The sequence below is a fragment of the Pseudomonas sp. GM33 genome, from assembly GCF_000282295.1.
In the GTDB taxonomy this organism is placed as follows: Bacteria; Pseudomonadota; Gammaproteobacteria; order Pseudomonadales; family Pseudomonadaceae; genus Aquipseudomonas; species Aquipseudomonas laurylsulfatiphila.
Map to the genome: position 1 here is coordinate 52,704 of NZ_AKJO01000176.1, position 16,936 is coordinate 69,639.

Annotated in this window: 13 protein-coding genes; 5 read left to right on the top strand and 8 right to left on the bottom strand. The window is 56.1% G+C overall.

Annotated features, from left to right (window positions below; genetic code table 11):
* Positions 1 to 308 precede the first annotated feature (308 nt).
* Both PMI26_RS03485 and gltS read left to right on the top strand, forming a co-directional pair.
* A complete protein-coding gene (locus PMI26_RS03485; RefSeq protein ID WP_007979481.1) occupies positions 309 to 869 on the top strand; it encodes a YSC84-related protein in 561 nt (186 codons plus the stop codon).
* A 233-nt stretch (positions 870 to 1,102) separates the two neighbouring features.
* Positions 1,103 to 2,317 carry a sodium/glutamate symporter gene (gene gltS, locus PMI26_RS03480; protein WP_007979483.1) on the top strand — a complete coding sequence of 405 codons (1,215 nt, stop codon included), beginning with the start codon at positions 1,103 to 1,105 and terminating at the stop codon, positions 2,315 to 2,317.
* 164 nt (positions 2,318 to 2,481) lie between these two features.
* Here gltS and putA read toward each other — a convergent pair whose 3' ends face one another.
* The 6 genes from putA to lhpH form a co-directional block, all read right to left on the bottom strand.
* Positions 2,482 to 6,432, bottom strand: coding sequence for a trifunctional transcriptional regulator/proline dehydrogenase/L-glutamate gamma-semialdehyde dehydrogenase (gene putA, locus PMI26_RS03475; RefSeq protein WP_007979485.1), 3,951 nt, complete (start codon positions 6,430 to 6,432; stop codon positions 2,482 to 2,484).
* 227 nt (positions 6,433 to 6,659) lie between these two features.
* On the bottom strand, positions 6,660 to 7,382 hold the full coding sequence (locus tag PMI26_RS03470; protein ID WP_007979487.1) for an amino acid ABC transporter ATP-binding protein: 723 nt from the start codon (positions 7,380 to 7,382) through the stop codon (positions 6,660 to 6,662).
* Positions 7,379 to 8,032 carry an amino acid ABC transporter permease gene (locus tag PMI26_RS03465; protein WP_007979488.1) on the bottom strand — a complete coding sequence of 218 codons (654 nt, stop codon included), beginning with the start codon at positions 8,030 to 8,032 and terminating at the stop codon, positions 7,379 to 7,381. Before PMI26_RS03465 ends, PMI26_RS03470 begins: the two co-directional genes overlap by 4 nt.
* Positions 8,033 to 8,042: 10 nt before the next feature.
* The gene (locus tag PMI26_RS03460; RefSeq protein ID WP_007979490.1) at positions 8,043 to 8,705 is read right to left on the bottom strand and encodes an amino acid ABC transporter permease; all 663 of its coding nucleotides are present in this window, start codon (positions 8,703 to 8,705) and stop codon (positions 8,043 to 8,045) included.
* 56 nt (positions 8,706 to 8,761) lie between these two features.
* Positions 8,762 to 9,583: a transporter substrate-binding domain-containing protein gene (locus PMI26_RS03455; protein WP_007979493.1), complete on the bottom strand. Its 822-nt coding sequence runs from the start codon at positions 9,581 to 9,583 to the stop codon at positions 8,762 to 8,764.
* A gap of 123 nt (positions 9,584 to 9,706) precedes the next feature.
* Positions 9,707 to 10,714 (bottom strand): trans-3-hydroxy-L-proline dehydratase, encoded by a 1,008-nt coding sequence (gene lhpH, locus PMI26_RS03450; RefSeq protein ID WP_007979495.1) that lies wholly within the window; start codon positions 10,712 to 10,714, stop codon positions 9,707 to 9,709.
* A 255-nt stretch (positions 10,715 to 10,969) separates the two neighbouring features.
* Between lhpH and PMI26_RS03445 the strand changes: the two genes are divergently transcribed.
* The 3 genes from PMI26_RS03445 to PMI26_RS03435 are packed head-to-tail and all read left to right on the top strand — an operon-like array spanning position 10,970 to position 14,725.
* On the top strand, positions 10,970 to 13,201 hold the full coding sequence (locus tag PMI26_RS03445; protein WP_007979497.1) for a N,N-dimethylformamidase beta subunit family domain-containing protein: 2,232 nt from the start codon (positions 10,970 to 10,972) through the stop codon (positions 13,199 to 13,201).
* 4 nt (positions 13,202 to 13,205) lie between these two features.
* On the top strand, positions 13,206 to 14,231 hold the full coding sequence (locus tag PMI26_RS03440; RefSeq protein WP_033048360.1) for an Ldh family oxidoreductase: 1,026 nt from the start codon (positions 13,206 to 13,208) through the stop codon (positions 14,229 to 14,231).
* A gap of 53 nt (positions 14,232 to 14,284) precedes the next feature.
* A complete protein-coding gene (locus PMI26_RS03435; protein WP_007979501.1) occupies positions 14,285 to 14,725 on the top strand; it encodes a GNAT family N-acetyltransferase in 441 nt (146 codons plus the stop codon).
* Positions 14,726 to 14,748: 23 nt separating this feature from the next.
* Here the strand turns inward: PMI26_RS03435 and PMI26_RS03430 are convergent, their stop codons facing one another.
* Positions 14,749 to 16,032 carry an NAD(P)/FAD-dependent oxidoreductase gene (locus tag PMI26_RS03430; RefSeq protein WP_007979503.1) on the bottom strand — a complete coding sequence of 428 codons (1,284 nt, stop codon included), beginning with the start codon at positions 16,030 to 16,032 and terminating at the stop codon, positions 14,749 to 14,751.
* Positions 16,033 to 16,149: 117 nt separating this feature from the next.
* Positions 16,150 to 16,815 carry a GntR family transcriptional regulator gene (locus PMI26_RS03425; RefSeq protein WP_007979505.1) on the bottom strand — a complete coding sequence of 222 codons (666 nt, stop codon included), beginning with the start codon at positions 16,813 to 16,815 and terminating at the stop codon, positions 16,150 to 16,152.
* Positions 16,816 to 16,936: the final 121 nt, after the last annotated feature.

Genomic DNA, 16,936 nt, shown 5'->3' on the forward strand with positions numbered 1-16,936 from the left:
ACCCGATGAAATATTTGGAAATATTTAACGCTTCCCATGCGTGAACTTTTACAAAAGTTCTACCGCACATCTTTTTACTCGACAGAACCCCAAAGAAAAGCCTGGCGAACGAACACCACCATTACGCAGTGGTCACAACATCTGATGGCATCGCAAATGACAGGTGATTACGAGCCTGCTTCATACAAAAGCGAAGCTTGAATTCACACATTTCAGGGCGCGCCGGATAACCTCAGCGGATTCAGTTCCTGCCAAATGCAGGCGCCTGCCGCTGCTCTCATCCAATGCTCCCTCAGCGGAGTATGCAAATGACTCAATCAATGCGGTTCTTCCTCTCGTTCTTCCTCGCCACTGCAACATTGGCATCGACCGGTTTCCTGAGCACGGCAGGAGCGGCCACCGCCGAGGATCTGAATGCCGATGCCAAACAAGCCTTGCAATTGCTTTACAAGGCCCATCCTTTTGCCGAAAAAATCTCGCACGAAGCCAAAGCGGTGCTGGTTTTCCCGAAAATCATCAAGGCGGGCCTTGTGTTTGGTGGCAGCTACGGCGAAGGCGTCCTGATGAAAGGCACCAAAGTCGAAAATTACTACAACTCCGTCAGCGGTTCATGGGGCCTGCAGGCCGGCGCCCAGTCGTACGGCTATGCGGTTTTCCTGATGACCGATAAAGCCGTGAAATATGTCGCCGAAACCAAGGGCTGGGAAATCGGTGTGGGGCCAACGGTTGTCGTGGTTGATGAAGGGGTGGCGAAGAACCTGTCCAGCTCGACGCTGAAGGACGACGCCTACGCGTTCATCTTCGACCAGCAAGGGTTGATGGCGGGGGTCAGTATCGAGGGAACGAAGATTTCCCTGATCAAGCGCTAGACTCAGCCGTTTGACTGGCTATCGGGAGCGTGATGGCGGCCTATGCCAATACTGGTGGGTTTTCCCATTCAGGCTAGGCTGTCCTCACTCCAGGCGCACAGACTTAGCTGATGATTGGGGCTATCTGGACGAGCAAGGCTGGAAGTGGCTGTATCGACCATTCATTGATCCAGGTCTAAACATTGAATGATCGAATCCTGATAATGATTGATCAGTTTTTAGGTAGGCCTTAAATGACTTCACAGCTCTTCCAGGTTCACGGCCTCGTGAGTTTTACCCTTGCCATCCTTCTGCTTTTCCTCGGCAAAACCCTCGTCCAGCACAACAACTTTCTCCGGCAATACTGCATCCCCGAATCGGTCGTCGGCGGCTTCGTCTGTGCGGCGGTGACGTCCTTGCTCTACTTCGGCCTGAATATCCAGGTCGAATTCGATCTGGAGGTTCGCGACACCCTGCTGCTCTATTTCTTCGCCGGCATTGGCTTGAAATCGGACATGCGCCAACTGCTCAAGGGTGGGCGCCCGTTGCTGATCCTGCTATTACTCGCCGCTGTGTTCATTCTCCTGCAGAACTCGCTGGGCATGGGTGTGGCCCAGGCGTTCGGGCTGGATCCCAAGGCGGGCCTGATGGTGGGCTCCATTTCCCTCACGGGCGGAGTGGGCACCACCCTGGCCTGGGCACCGCTTTTCGTCGAGAAACTGGGCATCAGTAACGCCCATGAACTGGGCATCGCCAGCAACACCGTCGGCCTGATTGCCGCTTGTGTCATCGGCGGCCCTATCGCCAACCGTCTGATACGTCGTTATCGACTGACGCCGTCCAGGGATGCGGAGCTGGAAGTCGGCATTCTCGAACAACAACCGAGCAAGGCGCTGGACTACTACGACGTGCTCTGGGCGTGGATGTGGCTCAACCTGACCCTGATGCTCGGCTATGGGCTCAACCTGCTGCTGTTCGATGCCGGCGTCACCCTGCCCAAATTTGTCAGCTGCCTGTTCGCGGGCATCGTCATTCACCACCTTGTGCTGGCCTTTGTGGGTGATAAACGCCTGAAAAGCTGGAGCGGCGCCAGCCTGGGTCTGTCGCTGATCTCCGATATCTGCCTGGGCATGTTTTTGACCATGGCCCTGATGGGGCTTCAGCTATGGCAACTCAGCGGCGCGCTGTTGTTCATTCTGTGTGCGTTGACCCTGCAAATTCTGCTGACGGTTGCCTATACGTATTTTGTGGTCTTCCGCTTCATGGGGCGCGATTACGAAGCCAGCGTGATCGCTTCCGGATTCGGCGGGATCGCCCTCGGCTCCACGGCGACAGCCATCGTCAACATGTCGACCGTGACACAGAAGTACGGCGCGGCGCACCAGGCCTTCCTGATCGTGCCACTGGTGTGTGGTTTTTTCATTGACCTGGTCAATGCCGTGATCATCAGCCTGTTCAGTGGGCTTTAACGACCGCCCCTCGGTTCACGAACGGCCAGGCACACAGGACGCTCGGTCAGCGCTGAGTGTGCCTCTGCCTTAACCCTGCCGGGAATTCCAGCACTTCCACAACCCGGCTTCATCGATAAAGCTACATTCAGAGGCCAACACTCCTTGTCAGCCTCTCTCACCGATTAACCGATGGTCATCAGACTTGCATTGCCACCTGCCGCCGCCGTGTTGACACTTACAGCCCGCTCGATAACCAGTCTCTCCAGTGGAATATCGCATTCGCCTGGCGACAGGCCGTGAACGCTGATAATTGCTCCTGGCCGGTAAGCGATAAGCTGACACAAATGACGTAACTGATCCGAATGCCCATGATGCAAAACCGCATCAAACTCTACCGCCCCAGTGCTCCAGTCAGTCACTCTGCAGATAGCACGCTGCACAACTTCGGGAAGCTGGGTAAACAAAGCCTTGACTCGTGGACTCTCAACCCACAGGACTTTGCTGCCGACTGCAAGCACGGCGGCCAGTTGCGCCAACAGATCCTCTTGCGTATCGCCGATACACAGGACTCGAGCCCGAGGGAGTATGGAGTAGGTGTTTCGTTCCCCCGTAGGCCCGGTCAGCACACGTGTCAGTCCGCTTTGGGATTCGGTTTCGAATTTCTTGCACAGCGTATGCAGTACATCCTTTTTTTCGGCATGAGCCCAATCGGCCAGGGATTTCAACGGCAAAAGTAAAGGTGCCCGACCGCTCTTCTCTGGAACGTTTTGCCCATCAGACTCAATAAATGCCTTGGATACGGCTTGCTCCGGTCTTGTCGATAGAAGGCGGTACATATAGAGCGGCCCACCGGCTTTCGGGCCCGTACCCGATAATCCTTCCCCACCGAATGGCTGAACGCCGACCACAGCCCCCACAATGTTGCGGTTTACATAGACGTTGCCCGCGTGAACATTGCCAACGACTTTGGCGATGGTTTCGTCGATGCGTGTGTGTACACCCAGGGTCAGCCCGTAGCCTGAACCATTGATGTGCTGGATCAATTGGTCCAGGTTCTTGCGGCTGTAACGAACCACATGGAGTACAGGCCCGAAAATCTCACGCTCCAGCTCGTCGATGCTTTCCAGCTCGATCAGTGTCGGCTGTACAAAGGTTCCTCGACGAACATCCTCACCCGCCATGATGGAGGTCTGATAAACCGATCGACCTTTGGCACGCATGGACTCGATATGTTTATCGATGCCAGCCTTCGCCTCGGCATCGATGACCGACCCGATATCAACACATAGCCTGTCCGGATTGCCTTGCCTGCATTCAGCCATCGCGCCCTTCAACATCTCGATCACTCGATCTGCCGAGTCATCCTGAAGGCACAGCACCCTTAAAGCAGAGCATCGCTGGCCAGCGCTGTCGAAAGCAGAAGCAACAACATCAATGACGACCTGCTCGGTCAAAGCGGATGAATCGACGATCATCGCGTTTTGCCCACCCGTTTCCGCAATTAAGGGTACGGGGCGCCCCATGGCGTCGAGACGTCCAGCGATATTCTTCTGCAGGAGACGGGCGACCTCCGTCGAACCGGTAAACATCACACCTTTGACCCGGTCATCACTTATCAGCGCCGCACCAATCACACTGCCGCGACCTGGCAGAAGTTGCAGCACGCCAGCTGGAATACCGGCATCCAGCAAGATGCGAACAGCTTGCGCGGCAATCAAAGAAGTTTGCTCAGCCGGCTTGGCCAGCACCGGATTGCCGGCCGCCAACGCGGCGCAGACCTGTCCGGTAAAAATCGCCAGCGGGAAGTTCCAGGGACTGATGCAAACGACCGGGCCCAATGGCCGGTGGGCATCATTGGTGAAATCCCGGCGCGCTTGCACGGCGTAATAGCGAAGAAAGTCGACTGCCTCACGAACCTCGGCAATGGCATTGGCAAAGGTCTTTCCGGCTTCCCGTACCAGCAACCCCATGAGCGGTTGAATTTCAGCCTCCATGAGATCGGCGGCCCGCTCGAGTATTTGAGCACGCTCGCTGACAGGTGTTGCCTGCCAGATCGGGGCAGCGTTGATCGCATACCCAAGTGCCTGTTCAACATCCTCCAGACCGGCAGGTTGAACGTGACCCACCACGTCACGCAGATCCGAAGGATTGCAGACGGGTTTAAGTTCACCGTGACGGCCAATCCCCCCCAGCATGGGCGCAGCAGTCCATTGAGCATTCGCGGTTGCGAGCAAGGCGCTGGACAGTGAGGCTAGACGGTGTTCATTCGCCAGATCGATCCCCGACGAGTTGGCTCGGTCCGCACCATACAAGTCGCGGGGCAACGGGATTTTTGGATGCGCCAGACCATAGGCTCCTTCCTCAAAGGCCATTGCATCGACCGTCAGCACTGGATCGGCAACCAACTCCTGAACAGCGATCGAATGGTCAGCGATGCGGTTGACGAATGAGGTATTGGCGCCGTTTTCCAGCAGGCGACGAACCAGATACGCCAGGAGTGTTTCATGAGTGCCCACGGGGGCATAAACCCGGCATGGCCTGTTCAGCCTGCCTTCGGAAACCTTGCCGACGACTTGTTCATACAAGGGTTCGCCCATGCCATGCAGGCACTGGAACTCATACTGCCCAGGGTAGTAGTTCTGGCCAGCCATGTGGTAAATGGCGGAAAGTGTATGGGCATTGTGCGTTGCAAACTGAGGGTAAATGGCTTCAGGGACCGCCAGTAATTTACGGGCACACGCGATGTAGGAGACATCGGTATACACCTTGCGGGTATAGACCGGATAACCTTCAAGCCCCTCAACCTGGGCGCGCTTGATCTCACTGTCCCAGTACGCGCCCTTCACAAGCCGGATCATCAGGCGATGACGGCTTCGACGGGCAAGATCGATCACAAAGTCGATGACATAAGGACAACGTTTTTGATAGGCCTGAATGACAAAACCAATACCGTTCCATCCGGCCAGTTCAGGTTCGAAACAAAGGCGCTCGAGCAAATCCAGCGATAGCTCCAGGCGGTCAGCCTCTTCGGCGTCGATGTTCAAACCGATGTCATAACTCTTTGCCAGGAGAGTCAACGACAGAAGGCGCGGATAAAGCTCGCCCATCACTCGGTCGTATTGAGCACGACTGTAGCGTGGGTGCAGCGCCGAGAGCTTGATAGAGATGCCTGGGCCCTCATAGATTCCACGCCCGTGAGAGGCCTTGCCAATGGCATGAATGGCTTGCGTGTAGGACGCCAGATATTTTTGTGCGTCATACTCGGTCAGTGCAGCCTCTCCCAACATGTCGTAGGAGTAACGAAACCCTTTGGATTCGAATCGGGTGGCATTTGCCAACGCCTGTGCGATGGTTTCGCCCGTGACAAACTGCTCGCCCATCACACGCATCGCCATATCGACGCCTTTGCGTATGAGTGGCTCTCCCCCTTTACCGATAATCCGCGTAAGCGTTGAAGTCATGCCGGTTTCGCTGTGGGTGGAAACCAGCTTGCCAGTCAACAACAATCCCCACGTAGCCGCGTTCACAAACAGCGAGCCGCTTTTACCTATGTGCGTCTGCCAGTTGCCGTTGCTGACTTTGTCGCGGATCAGGGCATCCCGGGTGCCTTTGTCCGGAATGCGCAGGAGCGCTTCGGCAAGACACATCAATGCGACACCTTCTTGCGATGAAAGCGAGAACTCCTGAAGCAGACCTTGAACGAGCCCTGCCCGTCCGCTGGCGCTCTTCTGATGGCGCAGTTTTTCGGCAATGCTGGCTGCCAGTCTGATGGCCGACGAAGCCGTTTCAGACGGCAAGCGTGCCTGCTCCAAAAGCATTGGCACCATCTCTTCTTCCGGTCGGCGGTAAGCCGAGGTGATCGCCGCTCTAAGCACCGACTGCGGATGGATGCTTTCAGCCAGATCCAGAAAAGGCTGATAAGCAGCCTCCACGGGTGGCTCACCCTGTTCTTGCGAATCTGTCAGGTTTGTACCGATCAGGTCTTCCAGTGTGGCCCCCCCTTCAAGCTTCTGCAGACAATTGAAGAGCGCCTGTTTAATCAACCAATGAGGGGTTCGGTCAATGGATGCGGCAGCGGTTTTGAGGCGTTCACGGGTAAGGTCGTCGAGTTTCACACCGAGGGTGGTTGCCATATTTAGAGCCCAGCCAACGAAACTGTTTAATGGAAATTGGAGCAGCCGTAGACGGCAACTTCCCAAGCCAACTTGATAGCGCGCCTGTTGAGTGCCAAACGATCAAACGTGCTGAAGACCGTTGCTGGCCCCAGGCGGGATGACCCAATCGGAATGACAACCGCGGCGCTGGCAAACCAGTTGGCCGCGGTCTTCATCTGTTCGCTCTCATTGCGAGAGCGCCGTCTTCAAAGTACGGAGCGCAGAAAATCTGCCGTTTCAGGTTTTTCCGGGTGGTCGAAAATCTGCTCAGGTGTTCCAAGTTCGTGGATTTGCCCTTTATGGAAGAAGGCAACACGATCCGAAACTTCACGGGCGAAACGCATTTCATGGGTGACGACGATCATGGTCATCCCCTCGTGGGACAACATGCGCAACGTATCCAGAACCTCGCCCACGAGCTGAGGGTCCAGTGCGGACGTCACCTCATCGAACAGCATGTAGTCCGGCGACATCGCCAGTGCACGTGCGATCGCCATACGCTGTTGCTGCCCACCGGATAAGCGAGACGGGAAAGTCGTCAGCTTTTCACCCAGGCCCACATGCCGAAGTTTTTCCACAGCGATCGCCTCGGCTTCCTGCTTCGACTTGCCCAACACTTTTCGCGGCGCAAGCATGACATTCTCAAGCACAGTCATGTGTGGAAAGGCGTTCCATTGCTGGAACACGATACCAATCCTTTGGCGAAGTTTATTTAAATCGGTTTTTTTCGAATGCACATGAATGCCATCAACACTGATACGGCCCTGTTGAATATCTTCAAGTCCATTGATGCACATCAGCATGGTTGACTTGCCGGAGCCCGAGCCACCGATCATTGATAACACTTCACCCTTGTTTACGCTCAAGCTCACACCCTTGAGAACATGCAAGGCGCCGAAGTGTTTATGTACGTCTTCAATTTTTATCATTGTATTTGCCACCTTTTCTCAAGCCGAGCGCCAAGTCTCGCAATGGGGAAGCTCATCAAGAAGTAGATCACACCGGTAATTGCCAGGATCGTTAAGGGTTCCTGAATGCGGGTTGTGACAATCTGGGAACTGCGTAACAGTTCAATAATGCCGATCCACAAAACCAGTGAGGTATCTTTCATTATCCCGAGGGCCAGACCGATCCAACTCGGGAATACAATCCTGGTGGCGATAGGCAACGTGATCGAAACCACTTCCTGCCGCCAATTCAAACCTAGTGACCGTGCAGCGCGGCGAGTGGTGGTCGGCACCGCCGCCACCCCGCTCCTGACAATCTCGGTGCACAAGGCAGCGGCATAAACCCCGAGGCAAATGCACGCAACCACATAGGTTGGCCAGTTCAGGCGAAACATGCTGTTGAACGAATTGAATATGACCAATTGAATCAACAGCGGTACAGAGCGAAATATGTCGAGAACCCAGCCAATGGGCGAACTTACCCACCAGGCAGCACCGGCCCTGATGAGACCGAACAGCGTTCCAAACAGCGTTCCAATACCGACAGCCGCTAAGGTAATAGCGATTGTGACAACAGCACCCCTTAACAAAAACAGGATGTCGCTCCACGCTAATGTCCCTTCAAAAAACATGGCGCACCTCTCAATAACGAAACAGGCGCCAAGCGAATAGCCGCGCGCAAATCGTGAATATTTTCGATATCAGGTAGTACAAGCAAGCCGCAACAAAAAAGAACTCAAATGTACGATAGGTCATGACGTTAAGTTGTTGAGTGACGCCCGTTAAATCGCTCGTCAGTCCAACAATAGTGCCGAGGGAGGTCATCAAAATTGACCATACCATCTGGTTTGTCATGGCATGGAACACTGCCCGCAACATCTGCGGCAGCACGATGTGCCATATCGTCTGAGCGGCCCCCATTCCCAACGAACGAGCGGCGCGCACTTGAGTTTCCGGAACGGCGGAGAAACCGCCCCGGAACGTTTCTGCCAGGTAACCTGCGTTGTTAAACGTAATACCGAGCAAGAGTGCATAGTAAGAGTCGATACCAACTCCAATGGAGCCCAGCCCGAAATAGACCATGTAAATCTGAAACAGCGCTGGCGTGTTACGCGCCGTTTCGATCCACACACTGGCCAGACCCGAAAGGGTTTTGCCACCCGATCGTTTTGCAAGCGCCAACAGAACTGCCAGCACCGTACCAATTGCCATCGCCAGCGTGGCAATCTCCAGGGTGACGACCGCCCCCGCCAACATATCCGGGAGCGATTCCAGAACCGGACGCCACTGGAAGGTATAAGACATACGATTACCTTTTTACGCTAAAGGTTTTTGTTTTCCGGAACGAAAGATCCGTGTCCTTAACGATAGGTGCCTGAAACAGTCAGGTCCGGAGCCGGTCCGCCCTCTTTTCCCACCCACTTGGTATAGAGCTCGGCATAACGACCGGAGCGAACCTGGCGGTTGAGGAAAAGATTCACGTAGTTGAGCAGTCCCTGCTCCTGGCGCTGCACGAGGAACGCACAGTAGTCAGGGTCGACCGGAGCATCACCGACGATCTTCAGACCAGGGTATTTCCCCGAGTTGATCACGTGGGTCGCAATCGTCGCAGTGGTGTAGGTCGCATCGATTTTCTTCTGGCTCAACGCCAGAAAGCTGTCCGATTGAGACTGGAACGTCAGCATCTTGGTTGCCGGGTCATTGAACTTCTGAACCGTCTCCTTCAGTGCTGTCGTTTCATAGGCGCCTGCCGGACCGCCCACTGTATGGCCCTTGAAGTCTTCGACACTCTTAATGCCGGAGTCTTCGCGTACGAGAATGATGGTTTTGAAGACGAAATAAGGTATCGAGAAGCCGATGGTTCTTGCTCGTTCCAGCGTGTCAGAAGCAACCGCGATACCGACATCAGCGCGTCCTGACAGGACTGCAGGAATTCGATCCGGGTCCGGGGTATCGACGATTTCAGCTTTCACGCCAAGGGCGGCAGCCAGGTCGTTGCAATAATCCACGTCGAAGCCGATCGGCTTGTTGTCCTTGTCACGGGAACCGTTGGGCGGGAAATCAAGCTCTACCGCACAGCGCAGCTTGCCCGAGGAAATGATGTCGTCCAATTGGTCCGCGTGAACGGCGGTGGTTCCTAACGCAGCAAAGGCTGCAGCCAGGATAACGGTGTTGATGCGCATTTTGTTCCCCTCGTTTGTTGGCTGAACTCAGAAACAAGATACGCTTATTCTAGCGTATCTTGGATATCGTATACGTATTATCGGGGCAGTAAAATTGGTTTGCTTAGATCGTTATTGTTGGTTTCACTGGACCAGAAAACCGTAGGCAAGTGGATCCGTTTCGTCGATGATCCAGTTGGCAAAGCCACAGATATGAGCCTTGCCGCTCACTTCAGGTATGACGGCGTCGTAAGGCCCGACCTTGGTTTCACTCAGCACACGCCCCTTGAACGCGGTTCCGATAATGGATTCGTTCACCAGGGTGTCCTCTGCCGATAGTTCGCCGCGCAGGTAGAGTTGTGCAACACGGCCCGCCGTACCCGTACCTGTTGGCGACCGATCAATCGCCCGGTCCGCATACACGCAGCAGTTAGCCTGAGTCGAGCCCTCATGACGCGGATCGCCATAAACCATGACGCCATAAACATCATTGATGTCCGGGTTTTCAGGGTGAATGGCGGACATTTGGGCGTTCACTGCAATTTTGATTTCATAACCAAACTGCGTGATCGCCGCCAGGTCATTTTCCCGTATGGAAATATTGTGAGGACGACCGTCAACGTAGAAATAGGTCGCCCCACCGAACGCGACATCACCCGTGACTTCACCAAAAGTTGGCGTGTTGACCGTCACATCGCGCTTGAAGATAAATGACGGCACGTTCACGAAACGCACGGCGCCTGCGCGCTTGCCATCCCACTCAACAAAGGCTTCGATAAAGCCGCAAGGTACGTCGATGCCTACGCGCGTCTCCGGGGATTTACGCTCAACCCAGCCCAATTCCACGGCAGCGGTTGCCAACGCGATGACACCGTGCCCGCAATGGGGGCTGTAACCCGAGTTGTTCAGGAAAATGACGCCGAAATCCGCTTCAGGATGAACGGGCTCAGTCAGAAAGCCACCGTAAAGATCCTTATGCCCACGCGGCTCAAGCATCAGCGCGCGGCGGTACTGATCTGCATTTTTTTCCAACCAGATGCCGCGCTCGATGACGGTGGCGCCCGGCACCTTTGGCAGCCCTTGGGTAACAAGGCGGAAGGTTTCTCCGCTTGTATGCATCTCGACAGTGGTAAACGACCTTTCGTACTGCATTCGAATTCTCCAGATCTGATTGTTATGAACGCTGGGTGATGGCGCGTCTTTTGCGCCATTTCAGATATGGTATACGATAAACGATACGAGTCAACTGTCAAATTGAGTGGCGTCGCCAATCGCGACAACGCCAACTGGTGAAAAAACGAATGCATTTAAAGAAGAAAAAGAACGGCGAGACGCGTACGGCTACGATGTCGTTGACAGCGATTTAATAGTATACGATATTCGATATAAACATCAGGTAGCAGGTCTATGGCCCATTCAGATATCGATTTCCCGGCAGTGATCGGCTACGTGACGCCGTTGAGCGCACGGCCTGGAGAAATGCTCGAATTCAAAGTTTCCTCGATCGGTGATCGGGACATCTGCGCCAAGGTTGTCAGGTTGGACTGCTGCGATCCCAATCCACAGGGCCCCGGCCTCAAAAGCACGGAAGTGGATTTCGGTCTGGAGCCAAGCTATCGCGCGACCGAGCAAGCGACTCACCTCGGATCGTGTGCAATAGGCCCCCTGCCCTCCATCCGCGACGCACGCAACCTGACGCTGTCACTGCTCATTAAACCCACGCTGTTCAGCGCCACCGACCAAGTGATTTGTTCACTGCAGGATGAGGCTGGAACGACGGGCTTCGCAGTGGCGCTCAACCAGGGAAGGTTGCTTTTGAAAAGGCTGGGAATTCCCAGCCGCCAAGAGGTCTCCCTCCCTCTGGAAAGCAACCGATGGAGCCAACTGGAAATCTGCTTCGGCCGGCAGGACGTCGTCATTCGCTCGACGCTCGTGGATAGTCGAAAAACCGCCGAAGCCAGCACCCGGCTGGAGGAGCTTCAAGTCCTCCTCAAGGACACCAGTCACCTGTGTCTCGCTGCAATCTGGAACGGCCATCCCGTCGATTGCTTCAACGGTTCCATCGAAGCGCCCTTCCTGACCCGCTCGCAGGATGGCGCGACAACTGACACGCAAGTGCTTGCGCGCTGGTCACTCGCAAAGGATGTACACAAGCAAACGGTTGAAGATGACATTGATCCTTCGCGCCATCTCACCCTGGTCAACATGCCGATGCGTGGCGTGCGGTCCTCGGCCTGGACCGGGCGAAACATGGACTGGAAAAGCGCGCCAGGAGAATACGCAGCCATCGCCTTTCACGCCGATGATCTGAGCGATTGCCAATGGAGCACCACCTTGGCGGTTCGAGTGCCTGCGGGCGTACCATCGGGTGTCTACGGCCTGATAGTCGATAACCATTCAGGCAGCGACACCATTCCCTTCTACGTGCTGCCAGGCGCAGACTCACCCCGCCGTAAAATCCTCTTTCTGGCGCCCACATTCACCTACATGGCCTACGCGAACCATGCTCGCGGAACATTCGCTGGCGCACTGCAAAACCGTGTCAGGGAATGGAACGCCTATCCGCATAACCCGGATGTGGTGGGTGCCTTTGGGTACTCAAACTACAACCGCCACCCGGATGGCTCAGGGATAACCCTTTCGTCCCGACTGCGGCCGATCATGACGATGCGTCCGGGCTATCTGGTCTACCCCGACGAGAATGGATCGGGTATGCGTGGCTTCGCATCGGACTCACACCTGACGGACTGGTTGAAAGCCAAAGGCTTCGAGTTCGATGTCATCACCGATGAAGACCTCGACCGTGATGGCGTCGATGCCCTGGCGCACTACGATGTCGTGCTGACCGGCACCCAGCCTGAATATCACACCCGCCGCACGCTGGAAGCACTGATCGCCTATCGAAAAGGCGGCGGAAAGTTGATGTACCTGGGCGGTAACGGCTTTTATTGGAAAATCGGCCGCGACCCAAGTCACCCGCACATGATCGAGGTGCGCCGGGCGGAAGGCGGCATGCGGGTTTGGGCCAGCCAACCCGGCGAGTATTACCACCAACTCGATGGCGAATACGGGGGGCTGTGGCGCCGCAACGGCATCGCACCACAACAAGTCGCCGGCGTGGGTTTCACCGCTGAAGGCGCGTTCGAGGGAACGTATTACGTCCGCACCCCGGAATCGTTTCACAGTGAATTGGCCTTCCTGTTCGAGGGCATTCCCCAGGGGCAAAAAATCGGGGACTTCGGTCTTTCGGGAGGCGGCGCTGCCGGCTTCGAAATCGACCAGGTCTGTTCGGATCTGGGAACCCCGGATTTCGTGACGGTGATTGCCGCCTCCGAAGGTCATGGTCCGACCTTCGAAACCACCTTCGAAGAGCTGCTGCTTCCAGGCGTCTTTGACGGTGGACCGCGACCTTATGGAGGCATCCGTTCCAACATCGTCTACGGCATTGATGAAAATGGCGGCGGCCTGTTCTCGGTCGGCTCCATCACGTTTTGCGGCAGCCTGTCGCACAACCATTACGACAACAACGTATCGCGTCTGCTGGAAAACTGCCTGCGCAAATTCCTCGCGGCCTCACGCAGTAATGATGACCCGCCGCCGCGCCCAACCCGCCCCGACTTTCTTTCAACAGGTGATTGACACCATGACAGACGAACACCGTTTAGTGCGCATGGACTTCGACGAACTCACAGCGCTGCTGAAGGAAATCTTCATAGGCCATGGGACGTCTGCGTTCGTCGCCGATATTCTGGCCACCAATTGTGCAGGCTGCGAGCAAGATGGCGCCCTCAGTCACGGCATCTTCCGCATGCCCGGTTATGCGGCCTCGTTGAAGAGCGGATGGGTAGATGGGCAAGCTGAAGCCGAGGTTAACGTTGTCAGTCCCTCATTCATCCGCATCGATGCCCGGAACGGATTCGCACAACCGGCCCTGGCCGCCGCCGCGAGCGCCGTTGATGAAGCGATCGAACGCACTGGCGTGGTCGTCGTTGCCATTCGCAACTCCCATCACTTCAGTGCGCTCTGGCCAGACATTGAACCGTTTGCCCGCAAAGGGCTAGTCGCTATCAGCTTCGTCAACGGTCTGGCCAATGTCGTCCCGCATGGTGGGCACACTGCGGTTTTCGGCACCAATCCGATTGCCTTTGCCATACCGGTAGCCAACGCCGATCCGCTCGTGGTGGATCAGGCAACCAGCGTCATGGCCAACGGTGAAGTCCGGCTTCATGCGCTCGACAACAAACCGCTCCCGCCCGGTGCCGGCGTCGACAGTTCAGGTGCCGCCACCACCGATCCCCATGCGGTGCTGGCCGGCGGAGCGCTGAATACGTTCGGGGGGTACAAAGGCTCCTCGATTGCACTCATGGTCGAACTGTTGGCAGGTGCATTGACCGGAGGGCAATTGTCTTTCGAGAACGATTTCGGCCAGTGCGTTGGCGCGCAGACACCGAAGGCCGGGCAATTGTTGATCGTTATCGATCCGAATCGAGGTGGATTGACCGACTTCAGCCAACGTGCGGCGGTGCTCTGCAAGCAATTGATTGAAGCCGGTCAGGATCGCTTGCCGGGTGAGCGTCGCTACAAGAACCGACACACCGCGCAAACCCTGGGCATACCGCTTGCAAAAGATACCCTGGCGAACCTGCTTCACCTGGTCACTAACGCGTGACCTTCACCACAGACACACTCAACCCATCTCACAAGCACTATTCGGAAGCAGACATGAGTAACCTATCGCGTGACACCGGGAAACTGGAATTCCATCGTTCGCTGACCTCTTCACACATTGATCAGCTAGTGGCGCTTTTTCAAACCGAATGGTGGACCAAGGGACGCAACAAGGCAGACGTGGAAAAGATGCTGCAATCGGGTGGCCCCCTCTTCGCTTTCATCGACCCGCACAATGATGAACTCGTCGCGTTCGCCCGGGCGATGACCGACGGCGTCTATAAAGCGATGATCTTCGACATCATCGTCAAGGAAACATGGCGCGGTACGGGCCTTGGCGGTGTGTTAATGAACACCGTGCTGAACGATCCAGCGCTGGTCGACATCAAGCATCGCGAACTCTACTGCCTGGATGACATGGTCCCTTTCTATGAGAAATGGGGCTTTGCCACCGCAGCAGCCGGCCTGAACTTCATGCGCAAGTCAGAGGGATAAACCGGGCGCCGGCCGTTTACCCGTCACAGGGAAAAACGCGTGGCGCTGAAGGGCGCCAGATTCTGCGCAGGCGTGCGACCGGCGACCATCTGTGCGATGAGTCGTCCGGTCGTGGCGCCCAATGTCAGGCCGAGCTGACCATGACCGAGCGCCAGGAACACATTCGATAACCGCGCACTGCGATCGATCACCGGCTTGGTATCGGGCAGGTACGGGCGGTAGCCGACACCGTATTCGAGGTTGTCCAGTTGCAGGCGAGGAAGGATCTTTCGAGCCTTCTCCAGAATGATTTCGGCGCGCTTGAAGTTCGGCTCGGCATTGGGCCGGGCAAACTCCATGGTTCCGCCGATCTGCAGGCCGCGGGTCATCGGGCTGAAGCAAAACCCGCCATCGGGGAAGATCACCGAGTGGTGTACAGCCACCTCCGGTGTCGGTAGAAGCACCTGATACCCGGCGATACCGGCCAGTGGAATTTGTGCACCAAGCTGATCAAAAAACGCTCGCGAACCGATACCTGCCGCAATCACCACATGATCAGCGGCGTAACGCTCACCGTTGGTCAGTGTGACGCCGCTTGCCTGATCGACCGCCTCATCCAGCCGTTTGACCTGACCTCGCACCCGAACGCCGCCCTGATCGATAAAGCTTTGCGTCAGCGCCGTAATGAATCCTTCGGTATCACTGACCGAGCGCCAGTCGGGGAACAGCAAGCCATGGCTGAATGTACCGGCCAAGGACGGTTCGAGATCGGCTATCGCGGCGGCATCGAGTACTTCTGCCTTGAAGCCAAGGGCCGTGCGAAACGCCAAATGGGGACGTTCTTGCTCCAGGCCTGCGGCGGACTCGAACAGCTTGATTACCGGGACTTCACGCAGCAGTGCCTGCTCGGAACAGGCCTGCAGCAGCGGCGCATAATCAGCATGGACATGGTGAGTAAGGCTGGCGATGTCCCGAGCAATCTCCTCCGTTTTCGCCTGCCGGGCGCACGCCAGAAACCTCAGGAACCACGGCAGCATACCCGGCAGCGCGCTTGCTCTTAACGCCAGCGGCCCTTTCTGATCGAGCAGCCAACCGGGTATTTTCTGCATCACACCCGGCCTTGAGAGCGGAATCACTTCGCCGATTGCCATCTGGCCGCAACTCCATTTGGCTGTGCTGTCACCCGCCGCGGCCGGGTCGATCAGCAGCACCGCATAGCCCTCCCTCTGCAGATACAGGGCACAACAGACCCCGACGATTCCCCCACCCACAACAACGACCCTTTCTGAAAACAGACGAGGATGCTCAGAAGAATGAACAGGTGCCATGTATCCCCCTTAAGGCAGCGTTAAATCGAGGCATTATCAGATATCGTATACTTAGATCATCAAAACCAAATCGCCGCAGCGAGGGCTACGGCGATGCACAGCACTTAACGGCTGGACTTACTTACGGATGTTGGTCAGCAGCGACTCGCAGGCCTTGGTGATGTGCTGACGCAGCAACTCGGCGGCTTCATCGGCATCGCCGTTGCGGCACGCTGCGAGGATTTGCCGATGTTCGCGATCATCAACCCCTGTACCACCGGAAAGTGTCAGCTGAATTCTCAAGTAGCGCTCGATACGGTCATTGACCGAGCGGATGAGGTTCATCAGGAATGGTCGATTGGCATCCTCGTACAGACAGGAATGAAACTGCCAGTTGAGTTCTGCCCAGCGTGCAACGTTCGTCTCTTGGGCGAATTCGTCGCAATACTGCTCGGCTCTCTTGAAGGTGGCTTCGGTCATCAACGGCACGGACAGTTTCAGCGCGCTGGACTCCAGCATCGCCCGGACTTCGAAGATCTGCGCAATTTCCGGCTCTGAAATGCTTTTGACAACAGCACCGCGATTGCGTTGAAACTCGACCAGGCCCTCGGCTTCGAGCCGTTTGAGCGCTTCGCGCACCGGGATTTTGCTGACATCAAAAAGCTTGGCGACGTCGTCCTGGCGAATCGGTTCGCCTTCGTCGAAGTCGCCAGTGATGATTGCCTCGCGAATATGATTGGCGATGATGTCGGACGCCGTTGGCGCCGAGCCTAGCGAAGGCAGATCTGCAGGACTTAGGGGCAATTTGAACTCCATGTGTGCAATCGGGAAGCCACGATCGAATAACGTATTCTATATCAGATTACAGCTTACCATCGGCCGGTCTGTCAGGTGATCCAGCCTTGCCTGGTCGCTGACGCTACCC